The 25504-nt window shown below is 56.3% G+C and carries 21 protein-coding genes and 1 tRNA gene; 9 read left to right on the top strand and 13 right to left on the bottom strand.

Annotated features, from left to right (window positions below; all coding sequences use genetic code 11):
• Positions 1–246: 246 nt before the first annotated feature.
• The 3 genes from CPJ18_RS09345 to CPJ18_RS09335 form a co-directional block, all read right to left on the bottom strand.
• On the bottom strand, positions 247–3165 hold the full coding sequence (locus CPJ18_RS09345) for an SPOR domain-containing protein (protein WP_103657931.1): 2919 nt from the start codon (positions 3163–3165) through the stop codon (positions 247–249).
• A gap of 66 nt (positions 3166–3231) precedes the next feature.
• A complete protein-coding gene (gene argS, locus CPJ18_RS09340) occupies positions 3232–4989 on the bottom strand; it encodes an arginine--tRNA ligase (RefSeq protein WP_077101478.1) in 1758 nt (585 codons plus the stop codon).
• A gap of 74 nt (positions 4990–5063) precedes the next feature.
• A complete protein-coding gene (locus tag CPJ18_RS09335; protein ID WP_103657813.1) occupies positions 5064–6281 on the bottom strand; it encodes a deoxyguanosinetriphosphate triphosphohydrolase in 1218 nt (405 codons plus the stop codon).
• Positions 6282–6458: 177 nt separating this feature from the next.
• On the opposite strand from CPJ18_RS09335, the gene erpA reads away from it, so the two are divergent.
• Entirely contained in the window at positions 6459–6788 is a 330-nt protein-coding gene (gene erpA / locus CPJ18_RS09330) for an iron-sulfur cluster insertion protein ErpA (RefSeq protein WP_067643356.1), read from the top strand.
• A 95-nt stretch (positions 6789–6883) separates the two neighbouring features.
• Complete coding sequence (gene xth / locus CPJ18_RS09325) at positions 6884–7681, top strand: exodeoxyribonuclease III (protein WP_103657812.1); 798 nt, start codon at positions 6884–6886, stop codon at positions 7679–7681.
• Positions 7682–7846: 165 nt separating this feature from the next.
• Here xth and exoR read toward each other — a convergent pair whose 3' ends face one another.
• The 6 genes from exoR to CPJ18_RS09295 form a co-directional block, all read right to left on the bottom strand.
• Entirely contained in the window at positions 7847–8641 is a 795-nt protein-coding gene (gene exoR, locus CPJ18_RS09320) for an exopolysaccharide production regulator ExoR (protein ID WP_077101098.1), read from the bottom strand.
• Positions 8642–8683: 42 nt separating this feature from the next.
• Entirely contained in the window at positions 8684–8935 is a 252-nt protein-coding gene (locus CPJ18_RS09315) for a hypothetical protein (RefSeq protein ID WP_245445372.1), read from the bottom strand.
• Positions 8936–9162: 227 nt separating this feature from the next.
• Entirely contained in the window at positions 9163–10371 is a 1209-nt protein-coding gene (locus tag CPJ18_RS09310; protein ID WP_103657811.1) for an OmpP1/FadL family transporter, read from the bottom strand.
• 439 nt (positions 10372–10810) lie between these two features.
• A complete protein-coding gene (locus CPJ18_RS09305) occupies positions 10811–13654 on the bottom strand; it encodes a valine--tRNA ligase (protein WP_103657810.1) in 2844 nt (947 codons plus the stop codon).
• 152 nt (positions 13655–13806) lie between these two features.
• A complete protein-coding gene (locus tag CPJ18_RS09300; protein WP_103657809.1) occupies positions 13807–14727 on the bottom strand; it encodes a PopZ family protein in 921 nt (306 codons plus the stop codon).
• A 213-nt stretch (positions 14728–14940) separates the two neighbouring features.
• Entirely contained in the window at positions 14941–15612 is a 672-nt protein-coding gene (locus CPJ18_RS09295) for a protein-L-isoaspartate O-methyltransferase family protein (RefSeq protein ID WP_103657808.1), read from the bottom strand.
• 247 nt (positions 15613–15859) lie between these two features.
• Here CPJ18_RS09295 and CPJ18_RS09290 point away from each other — a divergent pair, with 247 nt between their 5' ends.
• The 6 genes from CPJ18_RS09290 to CPJ18_RS09265 all read left to right on the top strand — a co-directional run bounded on the left by CPJ18_RS09290 (position 15860) and on the right by CPJ18_RS09265 (position 19346).
• Entirely contained in the window at positions 15860–16012 is a 153-nt protein-coding gene (locus CPJ18_RS09290) for a DUF3309 family protein (RefSeq protein ID WP_077101108.1), read from the top strand.
• A gap of 143 nt (positions 16013–16155) precedes the next feature.
• Positions 16156–16229: transfer RNA gene (locus CPJ18_RS09285), tRNA-Cys, on the top strand.
• Between the two features lie 180 nt (positions 16230–16409).
• A complete protein-coding gene (locus CPJ18_RS09280; protein ID WP_077101109.1) occupies positions 16410–16697 on the top strand; it encodes a hypothetical protein in 288 nt (95 codons plus the stop codon).
• 73 nt (positions 16698–16770) lie between these two features.
• Positions 16771–17016 (top strand): DUF982 domain-containing protein, encoded by a 246-nt coding sequence (locus CPJ18_RS09275; RefSeq protein ID WP_077116970.1) that lies wholly within the window; start codon positions 16771–16773, stop codon positions 17014–17016.
• Positions 17017–17581: 565 nt separating this feature from the next.
• A complete protein-coding gene (locus CPJ18_RS09270) occupies positions 17582–18355 on the top strand; it encodes a competence/damage-inducible protein A (protein WP_103657807.1) in 774 nt (257 codons plus the stop codon).
• A 145-nt stretch (positions 18356–18500) separates the two neighbouring features.
• The gene (locus tag CPJ18_RS09265; RefSeq protein WP_103657806.1) at positions 18501–19346 is read left to right on the top strand and encodes a universal stress protein; all 846 of its coding nucleotides are present in this window, start codon (positions 18501–18503) and stop codon (positions 19344–19346) included.
• Between the two features lie 166 nt (positions 19347–19512).
• On the opposite strand, the gene CPJ18_RS09260 is transcribed toward CPJ18_RS09265, so the two are convergent.
• The 4 genes from CPJ18_RS09260 to CPJ18_RS09245 all read right to left on the bottom strand — a co-directional run bounded on the left by CPJ18_RS09260 (position 19513) and on the right by CPJ18_RS09245 (position 23777).
• Positions 19513–20286 (bottom strand): amino acid ABC transporter ATP-binding protein, encoded by a 774-nt coding sequence (locus CPJ18_RS09260; protein ID WP_077101118.1) that lies wholly within the window; start codon positions 20284–20286, stop codon positions 19513–19515.
• A 10-nt stretch (positions 20287–20296) separates the two neighbouring features.
• The gene (locus CPJ18_RS09255; RefSeq protein WP_103584147.1) at positions 20297–21454 is read right to left on the bottom strand and encodes an amino acid ABC transporter permease; all 1158 of its coding nucleotides are present in this window, start codon (positions 21452–21454) and stop codon (positions 20297–20299) included.
• Positions 21455–21457: 3 nt separating this feature from the next.
• On the bottom strand, positions 21458–22654 hold the full coding sequence (locus CPJ18_RS09250; RefSeq protein ID WP_103657805.1) for an amino acid ABC transporter permease: 1197 nt from the start codon (positions 22652–22654) through the stop codon (positions 21458–21460).
• A 100-nt stretch (positions 22655–22754) separates the two neighbouring features.
• Entirely contained in the window at positions 22755–23777 is a 1023-nt protein-coding gene (locus CPJ18_RS09245) for an amino acid ABC transporter substrate-binding protein (protein ID WP_153366745.1), read from the bottom strand.
• Positions 23778–24221: 444 nt separating this feature from the next.
• Here CPJ18_RS09245 and CPJ18_RS09240 point away from each other — a divergent pair, with 444 nt between their 5' ends.
• Positions 24222–25409, top strand: coding sequence for a cystathionine beta-lyase (locus tag CPJ18_RS09240; RefSeq protein ID WP_103657804.1), 1188 nt, complete (start codon positions 24222–24224; stop codon positions 25407–25409).
• Positions 25410–25504 lie beyond the last annotated feature (95 nt).

The raw sequence follows: 25504 nt of genomic DNA, 5'->3' as shown, positions 1-25504 counted from the left end.
GCATGAAACGCGATTGGGCAAAGAAAAAACGGGGAGCTCGTTGTCCCGAACTAGGACCTCTCCACCGTCATCCTCGGGCTTGACCCGAGGATCCAACGAACCACGACGTCCAATGTGGGCAGATCCTCGGGTCAAGCCCGAGGATGACGTCGCGGGTTGGGGGAAAGAAGCGGATGACTTGAGACCTGCCATCAATAAAGCCGGGACAGCGATACCATCCCGGCTTCTTATTTTTTTAAGTCTTAATCAACGCGCAACCAGGCAGCTACCACCGGCAGAGCGGAAGCGCTCGCAAAGTGCTGCGGCTTCGTTCTTGTCGCCTGCTGGAATGCGAACGCGGTAGAACGTACCCTTGCCTGCGATTTCAGCGGCCTTGATGTCCACGCCACGACCACCGATGACGGAGCCGAACTTGGCCGACAGGTTCTGGTAAGACTTCTGCGCTTCGGCCTGGCTTGGGAGCGAAGCAACCTGCACGTAATAGCCGCCCGTGGAAGAGGCGTTTGTCGCGGCAGTCGGAGCAGCAGCGGTTTCCTGTGCAGGCTGCGAAGCCGGTGCCGGGCGAACATTGCCCTGGTTGGTGACAGTCGCAACGACATTCGCTGGCTGTGCGGCCGGGCGAGATGCAGGCAGCGGTGCCGCCGTCTGGGCAGGTCTTGCTGCTGCCGCGGCAGGTGCTGGCGTCTGGGCAGGCTGCTCAGGAGCAACAGGCACACGCGAAGCAGCGATGACGGCAGGCGCACCTTCCGTGCGGCCAGCGGCCTGTGGGGCGGCAAGCTCATCGACCTTGTCAGCCTGCGGTGCAGATGCGGCAGGGGCAGGAACCTCCTGCGCCACCAGCGTGCCATCAGGCTTGACGATCATGGTGCGCACCTTGCGTGGCGACACATTGACCGGCGATCCAGCCTGATTTTCCGCAGACTGCGCTTTCTCTTGCGCCGACAACAGACGTGGGTCTTCCGTTTCACCAACCGGCGTCGAAGACGTCGCGTCCATCTCGTCGTTTTCGCCTTCCAGCGGCAACTGCTCAGGGATCAATGTGCGCTGAACGACATCGACAGGCTGCTCGCTGCTGGAAATCAGCGAAGGCTGCTTCGGATCGGCAGGTGCGCCACCGGCAACGCGGTCATAGACGGCCTTGTCCTGGTTGGGCACAACGCGACCACCCGGATTGTCCGGCACGACCTTCGTCGGTTCGCTATCTGCGGCAATGATAACTGGTGCGCCGTTCGAGCCCTGGCTGGAAGAGCCTCCGAACATCAGCGCGTAGGTGCCACCACCCACAAGCACGACGCCGAGAACGGCAGCCATGGGAACAAGCCAGCGACGCGCGCCACCCCGTTCTTCGTCGCTGTAACGCACAGCTTGCGAGATATCTGTCGTCGCAGCTCTGTCGCCCGATGGCCGTGTCTCGGCAGCTTCCTGCATGCTGCGGCGGAAATCCTGCTCGAGCGCACGCTCGAACTCATCGACCTCTTCCTGCGAAGGCTGAGGCTGACGTGCGGCGGCAGCATTTTTGTTGCGATCAAGTCCACCCGTCATGGCAGGCGTAAACAGCGATGCCAGTTCGGTATCGAGATCGAGATCTTCTTCCTGACGGCGCGGCGCTGGTTTCGGCTCGAACACGCCAACGGGCAGTTCCGGCACTTCCATCTCGGTAATGGTTTCCGGCTGATCTTCCGTCTCACCAATCTGCGATGGATCGAATGGCAGGCTCTCCAGCGTGGCTGGCGGCGCAACAACCACCGGTGCCACAGGGCGCGGCGCTTCCTGACGAACAACTGGAGGCGCAACGACTGGCTGAGGGCGCGGAACGACAGCGGCTACGGGAGCGAGCGTCGGTGTGACGACAGGCTTTGGCTGCACGGGTGCCGGAGCGGCTGGTGCCACTGCAACGGGAGCGACCGGCACATCGATATTGGCGATTTCCGACAAATCGAGATCGAAATCGATATCATCGAGAGCAAGTTCGAAGTCGTCGTCCTTGAACGTATCGAAGTCGCCAAAATCCGGTTCGGCCTTGGCAACGGGCTGTTGAAACGCTGGTTCTACGCGGGCCGCAACAGGCGGCACAATTGCCGCAACCGTAACGGCGGGTGCAGCGGAAACAACGGGCTCCATCCGCGCCACCGGTGTGGCAGCGCTGACGTCCCTGTTGCTGATTTCATATTTCGCAACGTCGTAGATCAACTCATCCATCGCAGACATCTTCTGTCCGACTGGAAGCGCTGGCTCGACATGGTTGGCAGGTGCCACCAATGGCTGCGTGAACAGCTCTGCGACAGGTGCCTGCGCGATAACGGGCTCCACCGGCTGCGGCACAACCGGGGTGGCGCGAGGCGCACCGAAATTGGCGAGCGGGAGACGCAAACTGGAGTAATCCAGAGAAGAGCGGCGCGCGATGGGCGGCGGCGACGGTACCGGCGGGGCCACCTCTTCAGCCACAGACATTTCCAGCTCGCTGGCAAGATCGATCGCCACCTCGCCGGATGTCTCTGCCATAAGCTCCCAATTCGGCTCCTGGGCCGCCTGTGGCGCAGGATGGTGCTGCACAGGCTCTCCGCTCACAGGCTGGTATGCAACCGGCTCGGACGCGGGCTCTTCGTATTGCTCGACATACTGTTCAACCACAGCGTGGCTGATGGGCTCGACATAGGCCGGAGCCTGATCGACAACTGGCCCCTGATGCGACTGACGATGTGCGACGTCGAAAAGAGCGGCAACCGAATCCGGGTCATCCCTGAAATCATCGCGCAAGTTCGACATTGCGGCGGCATCCGACGCGTGTTCGGCAACCAGATACTCTTCCGTCTCAGCAGGGGCATATTGCTCCACTGGAGCAAGTTCCGGCTCCTTGCGGGCAAAAACCGATTCGACACGCTGCATGAATTCGTTAGCCGGAACGGGAGAGCGAACATCGTTCGCCGCATCCAGCGCTACCGGCTCATAGCGGGGGGCGTCGTAGATCGCGAACTCGCGAAGCAATTCATCTTCGAGGTTGAATTCGGGTTCCCTGCGCTCCGCCGGGTGCTGCGCAGCCGGGGAAGCGACATGGGAAGGACGATCCTCTTGGCCAACCAGCCGTGCCAATTGTGCCAAAGGATCGTTGTCAGCGAATTCTTCTGTCCGGTCGTCCCGGTTATACGCGACATTTTTTTCGACCATTACGTGTTCCACCATCTACGCATCACAGCACTTGCCAGCGTATTGTGAGCAAATAATGGTGAGATGTTATCGCATTTCGTCAGGTGCGTCCGCTCCTAAAAGCGTCAATCCAGACTTGAGTACGTTTGCGACAGCATTCACCAGCCCTAACCTGGCAACGCTTAATTCTCGGTTTTTATCGTTAACAAAACGTAATTCTGGCTGATCTTTACCTTTATTCCAATGTCCATGGAAGGAACTGGCCAGATCATACAGGTAAAATGCAAGGCGATGAGGCTCATGATTGAGCGCGGTTGATTCGATCAGACGCGGGTACTCAGCCAGTTTAGCAATCAGCTGCAACTCATTGACATCATTTATCAAAGACGCGCCGGATACCAGCTCTTCCTTTGACACATTCAGGTCAGAAAATGCCTCGTTTGCCTGCCGGAAAACCGATTTGCAACGAGCATGCGCATATTGCACATAAAATACCGGATTGTCTTTCGATTGCTCCGTTACTTTGGCAAAATCGAAGTCCAGAGGCTCGGAATTCTTCCGATAGAGCATCATGAATCGCACCGGGTCGCGCCCGACTTCATCCACAACGTCCCGCAATGTGACGAAATCGCCGGAGCGTTTCGACATTTTGACCGGCTCGCCATCACGGAAAAGTTTGACGAGCTGGCACAAGAGAACCGTCAGTTTGGACTTTCCTTCGGACACAGCCCGCGCAACCGCCTCGAGACGTTTGACGTAACCGCCGTGGTCAGCACCCAGCACGTAGATCATCTCGCCGAAGCCGCGATCATACTTGTCCTTGAAGTAGGCAACATCGGCAGCGAAGTAAGTGTAGGAGCCGTCGGACTTGATCAGCGCCCGGTCCATGTCGTCACCGACTTCGGTGGAGCGGAACAGCGTCTGTTCGCGATCTTCCCAATCGTCAGGCAACTCGCCCTTCGGCGGCGGCAGGGTACCCTTGTAGACGTGGCCCTTGAAGGTCAGGTCGTTGATGGCAGACTGGATCGGACCACCATTACCGGCATGCAGGGTGCGTTCCGAATAGAACACGTCATGCTTGACGTTCAGCGCCGCCAGATCTTCGCGGATCATCACCATCATCGCGTCGATGGCCTTGTCCTTGACAATAGGCAGCCACTGCTCTTCCGGCATCGCCCGCAGCTTTTCACCGAATTCATCGGCCAGCGTCTGGCCAAGCGGCACCAGATAGTCACCCGGGTACAGACCCGGCGGAATGGCACCGACATCTTCGCCCAGCGCTTCGCGGTAACGCAGGAACACGGACCGCGCCAGGACATCGATCTGCGAACCCGCATCGTTGATGTAATATTCCTTGGTCACGCCGTAGCCGGCAAAGGCCAGCACGTTGGCCAGCGTATCGCCCACCACAGCACCCCGGCAATGGCCGACATGCATCGGTCCGGTCGGGTTTGCGGAGACATATTCGACGTTGATCTTCTTGCCCGTGCCCACGGTCGAGCGGCCATAATCCGCCCCTTGGGCGATCATGTTGGCCAGCAGGCGCTGCCAGTAAGCGACGGAAACACGGATGTTGATGAAGCCAGGGCCAGCGACGTTGACGCTGTCCACGTCCTCGTCCTGCTCCAGCGCCGGAACGATGAGTTCGGCCAACGCACGCGGATTGGTGCCCAGCGGCTTTGCCAGCACCATGGCCGCATTGGTCGCGACATCTCCGTGGCTTGGATCGCGCGGCGATTCCACAGTGATGCGGCCGAAATCGACAGTATCGCGATGGGCTTTGACGAGATCGATCGTCTCAAGCGCGTTTTTGATTCTGGTATCGAAATCGGCAAAAAGGTTCATCATCAATATACCTGCGCGAAAGGCTGTCATTTTGGTCCCGGCAATCCGGAAATCGGGTTCGCGGTTGCCGCTGCCTACCGTAAATCGGGTGTCTGGTCAAACAGCCGCTGGTGGGCTTTCAGTGCATAACTGTCCGTCATACCGGCCAGATAATCCCCGACATGCCGGGCTTTTGCCGCCACGCTCATGCCCGGAATGCTGTCCACCCAGTAGTGACTTTGCATTTCGGCGGGCGTTTCCATGTAGCGGTGGAAAAGATCCGTGACGATCTGCGTCGCCCCTGCCCTGATGCGCATGATATCGGCGTGGCGATAGATGTGGGCAAACAACAGTTTCTTGATCTGCTTGTCCGTTTCCGCCATGTCGGACGAGAACGTTGCGACAGTATAATCAGCCCCGCGAATATCCGCCGCAGATTTCGGCTTAAGCTTGCTCAGGTTCTGCTGCGCAACGCCAATGACATCCTCCACCATGCGGGTAATCTGCCGACGCATGATTTCATGGGCGAAACGGTCGTCTTCGAGATTGGGATATTTTGCCCGTACTTCCGCCATCAGACTGCTCAGAAACGGCACCTCCTCCAGCATGTCGAAGGTCAGATATCCGGCGCGTAGACCATCATCGATATCGTGGGTGTTGTAAGCGATATCATCGGCAATAGCCGCCACCTGCGCTTCGAGGCTGGCAAATGTGCCGATTTCCAGGTCCTGCAACTCGCAATATTCGAGAATCGGCAGCGCAACGGGACCATGACCGCCCTTGGCGTTTTCGCCGATCAGCGGGCCATTGTGCTTGACCAACCCCTCCAGCGTTTCCCATGTCAGGTTAATGCCGTCATATTCGGCGTAGCGACGCTCCAGCTTGGTCACGATCCGCAAGGATTGGGCGTTGTGGTCGAAGCCGCCATAGGGCTTCAGCATCGCGTCCAGCGCATCCTCGCCGGTATGCCCGAATGGTGTGTGGCCGAAATCGTGAACCAGCGCCACGCCTTCTGCCAGATCCTCGTCCAGCTTCAACGCGCGCGCCAAGGCCCGGGCGATCTGCGCAACCTCCACCGTGTGTGTCAGCCGGGTGCGATAATGGTCGCCGTCAGGGCTGATGAACACCTGCGTCTTGTGCTTCAGGCGGCGAAATGCGGTGGTGTGGACGATGCGGTCACGGTCACGTTGAAAATCGGAACGGGTCAGGCTGGAAGCTTCAGGAAACAATCGGCCACGCGTCGTCCAGGGATCGGTGGCATAGATCGCCCTCTCTCCGCTTCCGAAACCCAGTGCACGTTGATCGATTATCATGACTTATCCTGCTGTGCGGCCATTGACCTTTTCATCTACCCTTCATACCTATCCTGAAGGTTGCCGCAAAGCGTCATCGCGACACGACAACGCTATAGACCGTTAATTTGACTGGTTTATAATGGACTTCACACAAAACTTTGCTCTCCGGTTCTTGAACCCGGCAGGAGAAAACAAATGACCACCGACATCACGCTTTCCGAATCCGCCGCAAAACGAATCGCCCAGATCGTCGCCGCCGAAGATGGCAAACAGGCACTGCGCGTGTCCGTAGAGGGCGGCGGCTGCTCCGGCTTTTCCTACAAGTTCGATCTCGACAGCGACGCGACCGCTGACGACATCGTTATTTCCCGCGACAACGCCAAAGTGCTGATCGACAGCATGTCCGTCGTCTATATGGAAGGTTCGGAAATCGACTTCGTCGATAACCTGCTCGGCCAGTCGTTCCAGATCAAGAACCCCAACGCGGTCGCAAGCTGTGGCTGCGGCACCAGCTTCTCGATCTGATCCCGGCCCTTATTACGCCTGTTGAAACAATGAAAACGGGTGGCATTCGCCAGCACTTGGTTTAAAACGGACTCCATCAAACAATGGAATGTCCGATGAAGATTGCGACCTGGAACATCAACGGCGTCAAGGCGCGTATCGAAAACCTCTGCCAGTGGCTGAAGGATTCGAACCCTGATATCGCCTGCCTTCAGGAAATCAAATCCGTCGATGAAAACTTTCCCCGTCATGAGATCGAGGCGCTCGGCTACAATGTCGAAACCCACGGTCAAAAGGGCTTCAACGGCGTCGCACTTCTGTCCAAGATGAGACCGGACGAAGTCAATCGCGGCTTGCCGGGAGACGACGCTGACGAACAGGCGCGTTTCATCGAAGGCGTTTTCTCCGTTGCCGGCGGCGTCATCCGCGTCTGCTCGCTTTATCTGCCCAATGGCAACCCGCCGGATGACCCGGTCAAATATCCCTACAAGCTGGCATGGATGGAGCGCCTGCACCGCTTTGCGCAGGACCGCCTCCTTCTCGAAGAGCCCCTCATCCTGGCAGGCGATTACAACGTCATTCCCGAACCCTTCGATTGCTACGACCCAAGAGCATGGGAGGGCGACGCACTGTTCCTGCCTAAGACACGCGCAGCCTTCCGCAGGCTGGAAAACCTCGGCCTGACAGACGCAAGCCGCGCGACGACGGATGAGGCAGGACTGTATACGTTCTGGGATTATCAGGCCGGTGCCTGGCCGAAAAACAATGGCATCCGCATCGATCACCTGATGCTGTCATCAGAAGCCTCAGACAGGCTGCAATCGGTCTCCATCGAAAAGCACGTCCGCGCCTGGGAAAAGCCGTCCGACCACGTTCCGGTTTGCGGATATTTCGATTTTCAGCAAGCGTCTTGAAGATCAGATAGCGATTAAGCTAATCACTCTATCCTCGTCATGCTCGGGCTTGTCCCGAGCATCTAACCACGTTTGATCTTGGGGTTCGTTAGATCCTCGGGTCAAGCCCGAGGATGACGACTCAAATGAACGAACCGCCCAGTCATCGGCTCATGCCGATTGCAATCAGTCCGCGTCACCCGCAGAAATATTCTGCGCCAGCGATATCGCAACACGTCTGTCGTCCTCAGCAGCCACCGAGAAGGCCTGTTCCTGCATGTTCTGTATCCACTTGCAGTTGACGGCAGAACACTTGTCCAGCGCAGCCGTCATGAAAGCGAGGCCGCGTACAGTCTGGCCTTCCTGAAACAGCAGATTGCCGAAAATGGACATGGCACCAGCATGGCCGTGCTTGCGGGCCTGGTTCAGCCATTTCTTGGCCTGCTGAGCATCGGAACGACCGCCCTCGCCTGCCAAAATCATCTGGGCAAGTTCAAACTGTGCCTCGGCAACACCGAAGGTGGAGGCAACCTGAAAGTAGAGCTGGCGGGCCTGGGAGAGATCGGTCTTGACCGGGCTGCCCGGAATTCCATGGCGGTAATAATCTGCCAGAGACAGCAGGGCATTGACGAAAAAGCCCGTGTCTTCCGAGCCCGGCTCGACGCCCTGGCTGGCAATTTCGCTGTAGATCTTGAAAGCTTCGAAGTCGTTTTTCGCAACACCGTCGCCATAGGCATACATGTTGGCGAGCGCCCAGCGTGAGCCGGTGTGGCCCTTTTCAGCGGCATAACGATACGCTTCGACCGCATCGTCTTTCTTGCCGCTCTTGTAGGATTTGAAGCCGAATTTGAAGAGGTCGAACGGACCGGATTCCTTGGTGACGCCAGAATTGATATCGAAAGCTGCAGCAGGCATTGCCAGCGCTGCAAGCAATAGTCCGGCCCACAGTGGCCTCAAAACATTGGTGTCACATTTCAGCATTTAAACCGACTTCTCTCACTCTTCCCGGCGTATAGCGAATACTCACGCAATACTGCAAAGCCAATTCAAACGCGGCTGCGATTTTAAACCACACTGCGTCTTTCCAGCCGCACTTTTGACTGTGCTGCCAGCGATCATCTGCGGCGTTAAATCAGTCTCTGCATGAAAACAGATATAAGCGCCGTTTCCGGCAACATAACGGCGTTTCAAGGCCGTCAGGATGGCATCCAGCAAGACAGGAACATCTATTCCCGATTTTACTTGCTTAGACACTGAATCCACATCCGTTTTCACGTTAACCACTTCCGCAGAACCACTTTAGACGCCCGTATATTCTTCCACGCCCCGCGTTCTTGAAGACAGACAAGCAACTTGTTTGTGGCGGGAAATGGACAAATAAGTCCGCATTCTTACGCTACGTGAAGGTTGCAGAAATTTGTTGCCAAATCGTCACATTTTTTTAGGCAGACAACAAAAAACCCGGCCTTGTGAGGCCGGGTTAGATTTGGAGTGAATGAAGGTTAAAACTTTACTTTTAGAGAAGTTGAAACAGCAGCGACAATATCATTGCCAAAATCATATGAAACGCCATTTCCTAAAACGACGCCACCACTGGTAATTGGACGTGAGCTGCCACTCGTCAACAAACCGATCGCACCGGCGACGCGTAATTCAACGTTTTCGGTCAGGGCATGTTGCACACCAGCGCCCAGCGTCCATGTATCGGTCTGCGTCCCAAAGCCCTCAGACGTGCCTCGGTCCCAAGTCACTGTTACGGCACCACTCCACTGATCGTTGAACTTGTGACCGACGCCACCAGATACGGTCCATCCGTCACGATAGCCGAGATCAAGTGAAGTGCCTCGTCCACCTGCACTGCAAAGTCCCAATACAGCGTTATTGCAATAGAACGGTATCGTCGTGAACTGACTCCAGTCAGTCCATTTTACCGAACCTAGTGCCAACCAACCCGGCGCGATCCCGGTTTGAAACTTTAATTCCAGAGAATCCGGCATATCTTGCGAGCCATGAACGCCCACGACCGGTCCACCCAGCGCCGCGACTTGCGACAGATTGAGCGTTCCAGTGATGTCATCCAGCTTAACAGCACTGTTATAGACCAAGCTTGCACGAAGCGCATATTCTGGAATTTCGTAAGCTACACCAGCACGCCATCCCCATCCGTCACCTTCGAGGTCCAGCCTACCAACGCCTGTGCCGCCGCCGCCAGCTGGAGTTACCTGACGCTCTTTGAAGCCAGAGAGCTCCTGATAAAAGCCACCACCAATAAATCTCAACTGGCCTTTGCCTACATCAAACTTATAAGAGCAAGTCAGAGCATAGTTATCGCTGTCAACTTTGGTTTCGATATTTTCACCACGCCCGGCCCAAGTGTTGCCTGGCTTGGTGTGAGCTCCCCAAGGCTGCGAATAATCAGCCATACAATCAATTGCATCACCAAAGCCCGCTTTAAGCCCTATTCTGGGAACCCAATAATTCTCTGTATCGTCAGCAGTCGTCGAACCAGGAAATGCTCCGGTAACATTCTTCAACTTACGCTGAGGCGCAACAAACGTCGCCGTCGATTCAGCCGCAAATCGTGAACTGTCAAAAAGCAGGTCAATATTGTATCCGCCGCGTTCAAGACCACCCGCAAAAGCAGGCGTGATCGACGTGATACCGATAGCAAGGCCCAAAGCGCCGCTTATAAAATGATTTTGTGTTGCCATCTCTCTCCCCAATCAAGGCAATATCGTGTGCCGAAGGTGCAGTGCTTTGAAAAAAAAGACAATCTGCCGCACTGGTATCGATCCTTTTTGCAGTGCAAAAATAACTTACGTAAAATGCTGATCAGCCCTGCCCGACGGGAACATGTTGGGTCATTATTCTAATGAATTGTGATTAATACCCTTAAAGATGGAATGATATGCCAGCAAGCGGGCAAAGTGTGGCCTGAGCACCACATCCACAATTTTCACATGGAAATGCCACGATCTCGCCGCCTTGGGCGCGGTTGGGGCAAACGCGGGCAGATAGCGCGACAAATCTGCAGCCCCCGAATCTTCGGCACCGGGATACCGGCGTTTCTCGTTTACACGTTCAACGTGAAAAGGGCGCTCTTCTGTGGGAAAAGCGCCCTTTGCCAATCTCTGTATTGCCGTCTTTTAATCAGCCAGCTTCGTTGACGCGCTGAAGTGCCGTCCGCAGACTCTTGATTTCCACTTCCAGCTCGGCCTTGCGCTCACGGTCGGCAGCGACGACGGCGGGATCGGCATTGGCTACGAACTTCTCGTTCGACAGCTTCTTGTCGATGCGCTCCATTTCCGCATCCGCCTTGCCGATGGCCTTGTCGAGACGCGCCCGTTCGGCACCGACGTCGATCAGGTTGCCCAGTGGCACGCAAACCGTCGCCTCGCCCAGCACGACCTGCGCAGAGCCCTTCGGCGCGACATCCGCGGCGAGAATCTCATCTGCACGCGCCAGACGGCGGATCGCTGCGGAGTGACGATCAAGCCGCGATTCCGTCGTTGGGTTCGCACCAACGATCACCAGCGGTGCCGTCGCGCCCGGCGGAACGTTCATTTCCGCCCGGGTCGAACGAATGCCGGACACGAGATCAACCAACCAGTTGATTTCAGCCGCCGCTGCATCATCCCGGAACGTCGGAACAGGCCAATCCGTGTGGCACAGCAGGCCCTGACGCGCTTCGCCCTCGCCCGCCGTATGCTCCCACAATTCTTCCGTCATGAACGGCATGAACGGATGCAGCAGCTTATAGATTTCTTCCAGAACGAAGGCAGCGCAAGCCTGCGCTTCGGTCTTGGCAACCTCGTCATCGCCGCTGAAAACAGGCTTCAGCAATTCCAGATACCAATCGCAGAACTGGTTCCAGACGAAGCGGTAAAGCGCACTCGCCGCATCATTGAAACGATAATTCTCGATTGCCGTCGTCACCTCTTTTGCCGCATCGGCAAGTTCGGTCAAAATCCAGCGGTTGATAGTCTGTGTCGTCGCTTCCGGCAGGAAGTGCGGATCACGCTTCACGCCGTTCATTTCGGCAAAGCGTGTCGCATTCCACAGCTTGGTGCCGAAATTGCGATAACCGGCAATGCGGGCCGGATCGAGCTTCACGTCACGCCCCTGCGCCGCCATAATGGCCAGCGTAAAGCGCAGCGCATCCGCACCATACTCGTCGATCAGGTCAAGCGGATCGATGACGTTGCCCTTGGACTTCGACATCTTCTGGCCGTTCTTGTCGCGAACCAGCGCATGGATGTAGATCGTGTGGAATGGCTCGACAGGATTGCCGGCATCGTCCTTCATGAAATGCAGGCCCATCTGCATCATGCGCACGACCCAGAACGGAATGATGTCGAAACCCGTCACCAGAACATTGGTCGGATAATAGCGCGCCAGCTCCGGCGTCTTTTCCGGCCAGCCCAGCGTGGAGAACGGCCACAGCGCAGACGAGAACCACGTGTCCAACACGTCTTCGTCACGCGTCAGGATCTCACCCGGCTTGAAGTTCTCAAGCTTCTCCTCGACCCAGGCCTTCCACGGACCTTCATGGGCGATATAGTGCTGGATAGCGGCCTGAAGCGCTTCTTCCTCGGTCTTCTCAACAAAGACCTGACCATCCGGGCCGTACCATGCCGGAATCTGGTGACCCCACCAGAGCTGACGCGAAATGCACCAGGGCTGGATATTCTCCATCCACTGGAAGTAGGTGTTTTCCCAATTCTTCGGCACGAAGTTGGTGCGGCCCTCGCGCACAGATTCGATGGCGGGCTTGGCCAGCGTCTTGTTATCCACCCACCATTGCTCTGTCATGCGCGGCTCGATCGGCACGCCGCCACGGTCGCCATGCGGCACCATGTGCTTGTGCGGCTCGATCTTGTCGAGAAGTCCAGCCTCTTCGAAAATCTCTACGATGATCTTGCGCGCCGTGAAACGGTCCTGGCCTTCGAGGCGATCCCACGCACCGTGCAATGCAGATGGGTGATCGAGACCCTCGAGGAAGTCCTCGTTTTCCTTGATAGTAATGGTCGCATCGATATTGAGAATATTGATGGCGCGCAGCCCCGCACGCTTGCCGACCTCAAAGTCGTTGAAATCATGCGCAGGCGTGATCTTGACGGCACCGGTTCCGGCTTTCGGATCGGCGTAATCGTCGGCGACGATCGGAATCCTACGACCGACGATCGGCAGAATGACATGCTTGCCGATCAGCGCCTTATAGCGCCCATCGTCCGGGTTCACGGCAATGCCCGTGTCACCCAGCATGGTTTCCGGACGTGTCGTGGCAACGACGATATAATCGCGCGTCTCGTATTCAAGTGGTTGCCCGCGGTCATCCCACTCGCATGGATATTGATAGGTCACGCCCTTTTCGAGCGGATAGCGGAAGTGCCAGAGATTGCCCTTCACTTCCAACTGCTCGACTTCCATATCGGAAATCGCGGTCAGCAGCTTCGGGTCCCAGTTCACAAGGCGCATGTCCTTGTAGATCAGACCTTCCTTGTACAGCGAGACGAAGACTTCCAGAACGGCCTCGGACAAGCCCTCGTCCATGGTGAAGCGTTCACGCGACCAGTCGCAGGATGCGCCCAGACGCTTCAGCTGGTTGAAAATCAACCCGCCGGATTCTTCCTTCCACTGCCAGACCTTCTCGATGAACGCCTCACGGCCCATCTCGCGGCGGCCTGGAAGCTGGTTTTCCATCAGCTTGCGCTCGACCACCATCTGCGTGGCGATGCCCGCATGGTCCATGCCTGGCTGCCACAATACGTCCTTGCCGCGCATGCGCTCAAAACGGACCATGATGTCCTGAAGCGTGTTGTTGAGCGCGTGGCCCATGTGCAGAGAGCCGGTGACGTTCGGCGGCGGTATCACGATTGTGAACGTTTCCGCGCCCGGCTTTGCGTTCGCACCGGCGCGAAACGCGTTGGCCTCATCCCAGGCCTTGGCAATTTTGGGTTCTACGGATGCGGAATCGTAGGTCTTTTCGAGCATTTACTGGCCTGAATTCTAGAGTTCTGTGTAGATTTTTAATAAGGATGGGTGGTCGAGAGTCAACAGCTTCAGGATATTTCACCAACCAAGCTTAGCAAACAAAAAAGCCGCCCCTGCTATAGAGGCGGCTAATATTCCAATATCTCGACTTTTTAACGACGCGGGCCGCGTGCCACGCGTTCGATCTCTTCCCGCACCAATCGCTCGACCAGCGTTGGCAAGTTGTCTTCCAACCAGTCCTGCAACATCGGGCGCAGCATATCGTGCGCCATCTGCTCGACTGTCGGACGCTCGACGCCATCGAACATTTCGGCCAGTTCACCGAAAGACTGGGCAATCTGCGCGCCAGCGGCGGCGGAAATCAGGTTCAGCGAAAGGCTGTTGTCCTGCTGGGCAGGAGCTTCCTGCGTTGCCAATGCTGGCTGTTCCGCTACGATTTCCGGCTGAGCCTCAACAGGTGCAGATGCAGGCGCAGGCCCCGACTGTTCCGGCTCCACGGCACCACGAAGCTCAAGGCCTTCCCAGCCCGGCAATGGGCGTGTTTGCAACTCGGCAACAGGCTGTACGGGCGCTGGTGCCTGTTGTGGCTGGCGAACGGGTGCCGGCGGCGCAACATTCAACAGCGGGCGCAGATCGTTCGGGCGCTGTGGGCGCTCCTGCTGAAACGTTGCCTGCGGCGCGGACGGCGTTTCCACCAGTCGCTGAGCTGCCAAGCCCTGCGGGCCAAGCGCTGCATTGCGATCTGCGGCAGCGCGCACGCGCGCAGCAACATCGGCCAGAGACATCGTCTTTTCAGCCGCATCTGCTGCTGCCACGTCACCGCGCGGTGCTGCCTGCGGTTCATATTGCTGGCGCGCGCCATAAGCCTGGTTCGCGGCGGGTGGCACGTGAGCTGGCGGGCTGGCGAGTTCAGCCGCGAAAGACGACGTGGCTTCCTCCTCCTCGTCATAGACCGGAGGCAATGGTGCCGAAAACGCGTCCCCGGAAGCAGGTTCGTTGCTTTCGATAATTCGGCGAATAGACGCCAGAATTTCTTCCATGGATGGTTCGCGCGCGACGTTGGGCTGAGCCATTTTTATCCCCGATTTCCACGTTCAAGACGGAACGGAGCATACCCGCACTCCGAATCACCTTCACTGTAGGGCACCGGGGCTCAGAAATGAATCCTCGCAGGCCCAGTAAGCTGCTTGTTACACAGCTTTATTTCGCGTTTCGCAGGCAGAAAATAAAAATGCCGAACCTCGAAAGGCCCGGCATCTGGTCGTTCTACCAACGGTTTGCGATGATCAGAAAACGAATTCGCGAGCCTTTCCAAAGCCTGGAACCGGCTTGACCGAGGCATTGAAAAACGAGGTGGACGACGTACCCTTGCCATCGCGACGATAAACCGTCGCCTTGGCCGAGTTGCCGTAACCGACAACGGCAATAAGACGTCCGCCATCATGCAGTTGATCCAGCAGCGCAGACGGCACTTCCTCGACCGAACCATTGATGAAGATGACGTCGTAAGGCGCTTCCGCAGCATGACCCTTTGCAAGCTCACCACTGACCGTCGCAACATTGTCGTAGCCAAGCGCTGACAGCGTCGCGGTGGCGCTGGCGCTCAGTTCTTCATCGGACTCGAGTGAAACAACGGAGCCAGCCAGTTGCGAAAAAAGCGCGGAGACATAGCCTCTGCCGCCGCCGATTTCCAGCACGACGTCATCCTTGGTGATGGCGGCCAGTTGCAGCAATTTTGCCAGTGGCGAAGCCTTCATGATGTAACGCGGAGCCAGTCCGTCCTTGGCCGGACAGATCTGCAAATCCTCATCCGCATAGGCAATCTGCTTCACGCCAGCAGGAACGAACTCCTCGCGCGGCACTGCCAGAAACGCCTTCAATACAGAATGCGAGGTCACATCGGTCGTGCGCAACTGGCTGTCGACCATCTTGCCGCGTGCGGTTTCGAAATCCATCATGTCGTTTTCGCCTCAAATACAAGCTCGACGCAGCCTGAAATTCAGACCACTGTGGGTTACCGTCTTAATTGCCTGCGCCGCCGCTTTCAAGCACAAGCGCACGCACGGAACGCGAAAAAGGCAAGTTGTGGCTTTCGCCACCAAATTCACCACCCAACGGCACGAAAACTCCCCTCAAGCGGGAACTTTTTATCCGCCTAATCATTGATAACGGACTGGAAACGCTCAACAACATCTGGAGGCCAGCATGCTCGGCACAATTCTCGTCATCCTGCTTATTCTGTTCCTGATCGGCGCTCTGCCAAACTGGGGCTACCATAATTACGGATATGGTCTTTCGGGCGGCCTTGGCCTCGTTCTCGTTATCGTGCTGGTTTTGGTCCTTCTCGGCCGCATCTGACACGATTTGAAAAGCCGCATCGCTCTAGAAAAGAGCATGCGGCTTTTCCACGAAACTTCTTCCGCTTTTTCAAACCTACCCTATTGCGCGGAAAATGGATTCGTTCTAAATCCCCGCCATAGCTTGAGCAATCAGGCTCGTGAGGCCTCGTGGCGGAGTGGTGACGCAGAGGACTGCAAATCCTTGCACCCCGGTTCAATTCCGGGCGAGGCCTCCAAAACAACTCACCAAGATATCAAAGATTTGCATCAGTTTGTTAAAGTGGATCATTCCCTCCACCGCAAACTCGTTTTATGCCGTCGCATTCATTGCGGAACATCGTTCTTTCCCAGCAGTTTACCGGTCCAACGGACTTTGCATAATGATATGCAATCAAAGCGATATTTGGGAGAGCGCCATGAAATTGACCACCGCCATAGTCAGCGCAGGACTGGCACTCGGTCTTGCCGGATGCACGACAACGATATCACCCTCAAGCTACGAGCCTATCCCTGGCAGCATTACCTATAACGGGCAACCCCGTACAAAGCTGACCAAATCGCCCATCGGCAGCACGTTTACGCATAACTTCCGCCGCTTCGATGACCGGGTTATTGAGACCTATCAAATCCAACCCGATCGCTCTTTGAAGATCATCGATCGCCGGATCGTGCGCGACTGGTCGTTCCTGGGTCGTGACGACTGAGAAATTGCCGATTGAATAGCGCCCGATAAGCTTCTAAACGCTGTTTTCAGTATTGAAACTTGCGGGAAACATCATGCAGACGCTTTGGACAAAACCGGTTCTCGTCGCGCTGGAAGAGCCAGGCGTCTATGTGACCATAGATTCGACCCAGGCTGCCTCCTGGGCACTGATCGAGGACTGGCCGGAAGAGGACGGCGAGATGCTGGATCGTGCCCTTCTTATCTTTGCGGCAGTCGATGCCGGTAAAAAGAAGCCGGAAGATGCGCGGAAAGCCTTTATCGATGCCGCCATCGAGGCCGGGCTCGACATCAAGTCATAATGACGCAGATGCGTTTTTTCTTTTAAAATTCGGACCTCGTGCCGATAAGATGCGATGATCAAATAAGCCGAGGCATGACACTTAATGAAGAAGTTCGTTTTCATCCTTATTCTGGCCTGCCTCGTCCTGAGTATCGTCGGGCACTGGATTTTTGCACTCGTGGTCATGTAAGCAAAGTTGCCAGGCGAGAAACGCTTGGCAAATCTTTACAATTCATGCGCCTGTCACGGAACTTCGTTAAGTTTTGCACGTTCTTCTTCCACGAACGATGGAGGGTAAAGCGATGCGCGACGGTCTCAACAGTCTGCTTGAAGTCTCAATGCTTGGTTTTGTAATTGTTACTTGCCTGATGATGATCAATCCCATCATCTGACATCCGATCTATTTCAATTTTGAAAAACGTTAACTTAAAAGTAACGAGACAAAAATGCGGCCTTTGTGCCGCATTTTGTTTGTCGATTTGCCGACACGACATGAACGCAGAAACACGTTTTCATTCGCCGCCTTATTGAATTCGTCGCTCAGAGCGCTAACGTTATGGAATATCCCTTTGTGAGTGACCCGAATGCCTGAATCCTCCCACGCCTCCACCATCGTTTCCGCTGCCATGCTCGCCATCGGCGACGAGCTTTTATCGGGGCGCACCAAGGATAAGAACATCGGCCACCTCGCGGATGTGCTGACGATGTCGGGGATCGACCTCAAGGAAGTCAGGATGGTCGCGGATGAAGAAGCGGCAATCGTCGAAGCGCTGAATGCCTTGCGCGGGCGCTACGACTACGTCTTCACATCAGGCGGAATCGGTCCCACGCATGATGATATCACCGCCGACGCCGTCTCAGCCGCCTTTGCCGTGCCGTGCGAGCATGATGCCGAGGCCATGCGCCTGCTGGGCGATATGTACCGCGTTCGGGAGATGGAATTCACCGAGGCGCGCAAGCGCATGGCGCGCATGCCGCGTGGCGCAACGCACATTGTTAATCCGGTTTCGGTCGCGCCTGGCTTCATCGTGGAGAACGTCTACGTCATGGCAGGCGTGCCGCAGGTGTTCCAGGCCATGCTGGACAATGTTATTCCCTCCTTGCGCACCGGCTCCAAAATCCTGTCGCAGGCGGTGAGTTCGCCATTTGGCGAGGGTGACATCGGCACGCCGCTGACCAAGGTTCAAAAAGCCCATCCCGAAACCAGCATCGGCTCCTATCCCAAATATGATGGCCAGCGTTTCTCGACCGAGATCGTCGTCCGCGCCCGTGATGCTGGCGCACTCAGTGCAGCTGCTCAAGACGTTGCCGCCATGATAGAAACGATCACGCGCGAGAAAGCGGCCCGTTCGGCTTGAAGGCTTGAGAGCCTCAGTCGTTTAACCAGACGCACTTGATCGCAATCACAGTTTCGAGGTCCAGAAGGCGTCATCTGCAAACTTAAAGAGAAGCACTGCTCTCTGATCCCACCGGGCAATGCTCACCACGATGAGGAGTCTGATCATGGGTTACAAGACCATACTGGCAGTCATGGACACTGCGGAAAACGCGCGCAAGCTCGGAGATTTCACGGCCTCATTGGCCAATACGTTTTCATCGCATGTCATCGGCCTGCACATGGAATCCTTTGCGACCGTACCTCTTGTCGCGCCGATGGAAATGCCAGATCCCGCAACCGTCCAGGCGGTACAGGAAGTCGCCCACCAGGAAACGACCGACGTCGGTCTGATCTTCAACGAAAAAATGGCTGCCGAAAACATCTCAAATGAATGGCGCAGCTTCGTATCGTCGGTCGGATATTCTTCCAACACCGCCATTCAAAGCGCCCGCAGCGCCGACATCATCATCGCCCGCCAGACCACATCGTCGCCATTGTCCGATAGCAGCGCCGATATCGACAATTTCCTCTACGAAAGCGGCCGCCCCGTTCTTCTCGTGCCGCATGTGTTGGACCAGCCAAAGCCGATCAAACGGGTGCTTGTGGCATGGAACGGTTCACGTGAAGCCACCCGCGCCACATTCGATGCGCTACCCTTCCTGATCGCCGCGGAAAGTGTCGAGATATTCTCCGTTGGCGCTGCCGATGACGAAACGCAATCCGGCGCGCTGGCGGGATCAGAGATTGCGTCCACCCTCGCCAGGCACGGCATCAACGTCACCGTGACCTCGCAGGAAAAGGGCCACGGGGTGTCTGCCGAAAAAGCAATCGAGAAGCGCCTTTCCGACAACAGCATCGACCTGCTGGTCATGGGTGCCTATGGCCACTCCCGTTGGTGGGAAATGCTGTTTGGCGGCGTTACCCGCACCCTGCTGGACAAGATGACCGCACTGACATTGCTGTCGCGATAGCCGCGATTTTCAAAGGTCCAGATAAAAAACAAAACCCGCCGAGTGATCGGCGGGTTTTGTGTTGATACTATCATCTGTACTCTCAGCCGTTATCCTCGGACTTGACCCGAGGATCCCATCACGTCGATCAGGATGAGAGAGCAGCGGCGCTGCCCCAACAAATCCATCAATGCAAAATCTGGCTCAGGAACAGCTTCGTACGTTCATGCTGCGGGTTGTCGAAGAATTCGGCTGGCGAGTTCTGTTCTACGATCTGGCCCTGGTCCATGAAGATGACGCGGTTGGCGACCTGGCGAGCGAATCCCATTTCGTGGGTGACGCAGATCATGGTCATGCCGTCTTCGGCCAGACCAACCATCGTATCGAGAACTTCCTTGACCATTTCAGGGTCGAGCGCCGAGGTCGGCTCATCAAACAGCATGATCTTCGGCTTCATGCACAGCGAGCGGGCAATTGCCACACGCTGCTGCTGACCGCCGGAGAGCTGGCCCGGATATTTGTGAGCCTGCTCAGGGATCTTGACGCGCTTCAGATAATGCATCGCGATCTCTTCGGCTTCCTTCTTGGGTGTCTTGCGAACCCAGATTGGCGCCAGCGTGCAGTTTTCCAGAATGGTCAGATGCGGGAAGAGGTTGAAGTGCTGGAACACCATGCCAACTTCGCGACGTACTTCATCAATCTTCTTCAGGTCGTTGGTGAGCTCGATACCGTCAACCTGAATGCTGCCCGATTGGTGTTCTTCCAGACGGTTGATGCAGCGGATCATCGTGGACTTGCCCGATCCCGAAGGACCGGCCACAACGATGCGCTCGCCCTTCATGACCTTGAGGTTGATGTCACGCAGCACGTGAAAGTCACCATACCACTTGTTCATGCCGGTGATTTCAATCGCAACATCGGTTGCGGAGACGGCCAGTTTTTGTGCTTGGGTTTCTGCCATGATTTTCCCCTTATTTCTTATGTCCGGTGTCGAGGTGCCGTTCCATGAACAGCGAATAACGCGACATGCCGAAGCAGAATATCCAGAATATGAAGCCGGCGAAGATATAACCGGTCATAGGTGTGACGGGTGTCGACCAGTTCGCATCCGACTGGTTGAGATTGACGATACCGAGGAGATCGAACATGCCGATGATATAGACCAGCGAGGTATCCTTGAACAAGCCGATGAAGGTGTTGACGATACCAGGAATGACCAGCTTGAGAGCCTGCGGTAGAATGATCAGCCGTGTCTTCTGCCAGTAGTTCAGGCCCAGCGAATCCGCACCTTCATATTGCCCCTTCGGAATGGCCTGCAAGCCGCCGCGAATGACTTCCGCCATATAGGCCGAGGCAAACAGCGCGACACCGACCAATGCGCGCAGGAATTTGTCGAAGGTCCAGCCGTCGGGCAGGAACAGCGGCAGCATGATGCTGGCGAAGAACAGGATGGTGATCAGAGGAATGCCGCGGATGACCTCGATGAAGGTCACGCACAGCGTCTTGATGACCGGCATGTTCGAGCGACGGCCCAGCGCCAGCAGAATGCCGAACGGCAAGGATATCGTAATGCCGCAAAACGACAGGATCAGCGTCACCATCAATCCGCCCCACAGTGGCGTTTCGACATATGACAGACCGAAATGGCCGCCAAGCAGCAAGAAGAATGCCACCACAGGCAGGACGATGAACAGCAGAAGAACGTTCAGACCCTTGTAAGGTGCCTTTGGAAGGAGCAACGGGATCAGCAGCGCGGTAAAGGCTGCCAGTACAAGAAGCGGACGCCAGTATTCGGACGATGGATAGCGGCCGAACATGAATTGCGCGAACTTCGCATTGACGAAAGCCCAGCATGCGCCGGACTGTCCGTCCGGCAATGCGCCGCCCTGTGCCACGGTCAGGCAGGCCGTGCGGTCCGTACCCGTCCATGTCGCGTGGATGAACAGCCACTGCACAAGCGGCGGGATGATGTAGGCCAGGAACGCGATTGCCAGCACGGTGAAGACGATGTCTTTCGGTGTAGCGAACAGCTTGGTGCGCAGCCAGTGGGTGATGCCCACCTGGCTGGAAGGAGCGGGCTCCGGTTGGACCATATTGGCGCGAACATAAGAGATTTGATTGGTTGTCATTGCTTATCTCTCCACCAGCGCCATTTTCGCGTTGAACCAGTTCATGACCAGCGCGGTTGTCAGCGACAATGAAAGGTAGACCACGAGCCAGATGGCCACGACCTCGACGGCCTGCCCTGTCTGGTTGAGGATGGTACCGCCAACAGCCACGAGATCCGAGAAGCCGACGGCAACCGCCAGCGAGGAGTTCTTGGTCAGGTTGAGATACTGGCTCGTCAGCGGCGGGATGATGATGCGCATGGCCTGCGGCACGACGATGAGACGCGTGATGTTGTTGCCACGCATACCCAGCGCACTTGCAGCTTCCGTCTGCCCCTTCGCAACGGCCTTGATACCGCCACGAACGATTTCGGCGATGAAGGACGCTGTATAGAAGGACAGCGACAGATAGAGCGACAGAAACTCGGGCGCGATGACCGATCCACCGCTGAGGTTGAAGCGTCCGGCAACGGGATAATCGAAGGTCAGCGGTGCGCCCATAGCAAAAAACGCCAGAACCGGCAGACCGATGATGATCGCAGTGCCGACGATGCCGGTGCGAAACGGTTGACCCGTCTTCATCTGGCGGGCCTTGGCCCAGCGGTAGACGAAATAGGTGATGACGATGCCGACAAGGAACGCCACCGGAATGAGCCAGGAACCTTCGCCCCAGACCTGCTTCGGATAGAAGAAGCCACGATTGTTGAGAACCGTTCCGAGAGGCAGCTGAAGCGAGTCACGCGCCTGCGGCAAAATGGTGATGACGCCCTTGTACCAGAAGAAAATAACCAGCAGCGGCGGGATATTGCGGAAGATTTCGACATAGGCCTGAGCCAGCTTGGAAACCAGCCAATTGTTGGACAGTCGCGCGATACCGACGATGAAGCCAACGATGGACGCCGTGATGATGCCGAGAAACGCCACCTGAAGCGTGTTCAGGATACCAACGACCAATGCCCGACCGAAGGTGCTGTCATTGCTATAGGCGATCAACGACTGGCCGATATCGAAGCCAGCTCTGCCATTAAGGAAGCCGAAGCCGGACGAAATGTTGGCGCGCTGGAGATTGTGAACGGTGTTGGATGCAATCATCCAAACAAACAGCACCAAAAGAAGGACTGTAACGACTTGATAAAAAATCGACCGCGCTTTCGGGTCGTAAATAATGGACGTCGCGCTTTTTGCGCTCGACGGTTGCGATTGGAGCGCGTTGCCTGCCATCGGCACCCTTTCCCTCTATATGCTCTTTGCGAGCTTATTTATAATTCCGGGAGGCAGAGCTTTGGCCCTGCCTCCCGCAAAAGCAGTCTTTTAACGGCTATTAGCGAACTGGAGGAGCGTACTGAAGGCCGCCCTTGTTCCACAATGCGTTCAGGCCGCGCTCGATCTTGAGCGGCGAACCAGCGCCAACGTTGCGATCGAAGACTTCGCCGTAGTTACCGACGTTCTTGATGATGTTGTAAGCCCATTCATTGGTCAGACCGAGGTCTGTGCCGATCTTCGTGCCTTCTTCGGTGCCGAGAAGACGCTTGATGTCAGGGTTTGCAGCAGACTTCTGCTCATCGACGTTCTTCGAAGTGATACCGAGCTCTTCGGCGTTGATCATGGCGTAGTGAGCCCAGCTGACAACGTCGAACCACTGGTCGTCGCCCTGGCGAACGGCAGGTCCAAGCGGCTCCTTGGAGATGATTTCAGGCAGAACGATATTTTCGTCCGGTGTCTTCATCTTCAAACGGATGGCATAAAGGCCGGACTGGTCGGTGGTGTAAACGTCGCAACGGCCGCTATCGTAAGCGGAAGTCGCGTCGGATTCCTTTTCGAACACAACAGGGTTGTACTGAAGGTTGTTGGTCTTGAAGTAGTCGGCGAGGTTAAGCTCGGTGGTCGTGCCCTGCTGAACGCAGACGGCAGCGCCCGAAAGCTCCAGAGCCGACTTGACGTTGAGCGCCTTCTTCACGACGAAGCCCTGACCGTCATAGTAGTTGACGGTGCGGAAGTTGAAGCCGAGCGATGTGTCGCGGCTGACTGTCCATGTGGTGTTACGTGTGAGGACGTCGACTTCGCCAGACTGAAGCGCAGGGAAACGGTCCTTGGATGTGAGTGGGACGAACTTTGCCTTCTTTGCATCACCGAAAACGGCGGACGCGATAGCGCGGCAATAGTCAACGTCGATGCCCGACCATTCACCCTTGTCGTCCGGGTTCGAGAAGCCTGGAATACCAGAGCTTACACCGCAGGTTACAAAACCCTTGGACTTCACGTCAGCGAGCGTGGCGGCAGATGCAGCCGATGCAGCTCCGAGAATTGCTGCGCCAATGGCGGCCGACAGAATTGCCTTTTTCATTTTTTCCCAACCTTTGTTTCTTATTCGTCATCAGAAGAAAGCCGTATATCTTGTCGTATACGAGCAGCTCCCCGCCTCACCTCCCGGTGCGCTCATCTATCACAATCGCAATTGCCGTCACGGTCAAGTCTTGCCCTCAAGAATTGTGTCCAAAAAACGGAATTTTTCAAAAAACGTCCTTTTTATGGGCAATTGTCTAATAAATACGCTAAAAGAGATTAAAAACTGCTCAGGCTGTCAGGCAGATAGACTGAATTTGCGCGTATGGGTAACCCATTCGGGTATCGAAACACCTCACGCGTTGTCATTTGCAGGAAGCGATGCGACATCCTTGTGAAATCCTGGGCGATTCACCAGCCCAACACGTTGCGGATAACGAAGTCTTGACCGCAACAGGCTTTCAGGACCATTTTCCATCCATCGATCAGTGAGAGACATTTCAGCATGACATCCAAAGACGGGTTCCTCAACGCCGCCGGTGACAACACGCGCCTGGCCCATCTCGGCAATGACCCGACCGCCTATCACGGCTTCGTCAATCCACCCATTGCGCGTGGATCGACCGTGCTTTTCCCGGACGCGCAAACGCTTGTTTCAGAAGACCAGAAATACACCTACGGAACACACGGCACGCCCACGACCGATGCGCTGTGCGACATGATCAATGCCCTGGAGGGGTCGGCAGGTACCATTCTTCTGCCGTCCGGCCTTGCCGCCGTGACGGTGCCGTTTCTTGCCTACTTGTCGGCAGGTGACCACGCGCTGATCGTTGATTCGGTCTATTTCCCGACCCGCCGGTTCTGCAACAGAATGCTGAAACAATATGGCATCGAGGTTGAGTATTACGACCCAGCCATCGGCGCTGGCATCGAATCCCTCATTCGCCCCAACACCCGTCTGTTGCATCTGGAAGCTCCCGGCTCCAACACCTTCGAGATGCAGGATGTGGCGCTGATGTCGTCCATCGCCCACAAATATGACTGCGTCGTCACCATGGACAACACATGGTCCACGCCGCTCTACTTCAAGCCGCTGGATCACGGCGTCGATGTCTCCATTCACGCCGCGACGAAATATCCGGCAGGCCATTCCGATATTTTGATGGGCTTCGTTTCCGCCAATGAAAAGCACTGGAAGAAACTGAATGAAGCCAACCGTGATATCGGCCTCTGCGTAACCTCCGATGATGCCTATCAGGTGTTGCGCGGCATGCGCACCATGGGTGTGCGGCTGGAACATCACCGCAAGAGCGCGCTCGAAATCGCGCAGTGGCTGGAAAGCCGAGATGATGTTTTGCGGGTCCTGCACCCTGCCCTTCCCAGCTTCCCGAGCCACGATCTGTGGAAGCGAGATTTCAAAGGTTCCACCGGCGTCTTTTCCTTCGTGCTGAAGTCAGACGCAAACCGCTTCACGGAAACATCGCACGCCTTCCTCGACGCGCTGTCGATCTTCGGTCTCGGTTTTTCCTGGGGCGGCTACGAATCGCTGGCCGTTCTCGTGTCGCTCCGAGATCGCACCATCGCCAAAGGCCCGACGGAAGGCCCTGTCATCCGCCTGCAAATCGGCCTCGAAGACGTCGCCGACATCAAACGCGATCTGGAGACTGGGTTTGATGCGGCGGCTGGAGCCTAAACATCAATCCATCCTCTAGATTCGTCATCCTCGGGCTTGACCCGAGGATCTAACGAACCCCGACATTAAATGTGGGTAGATCCTCGGGACAAGCC

It is taken from the genome of Agrobacterium rosae (genome assembly GCF_002915175.1).
GTDB lineage: Bacteria > Pseudomonadota > Alphaproteobacteria > Rhizobiales > Rhizobiaceae > Agrobacterium > Agrobacterium rosae.
Note: the sequence above shows the minus strand (reverse complement) of the source record. Positions and strands in the feature narration are given on the sequence as shown.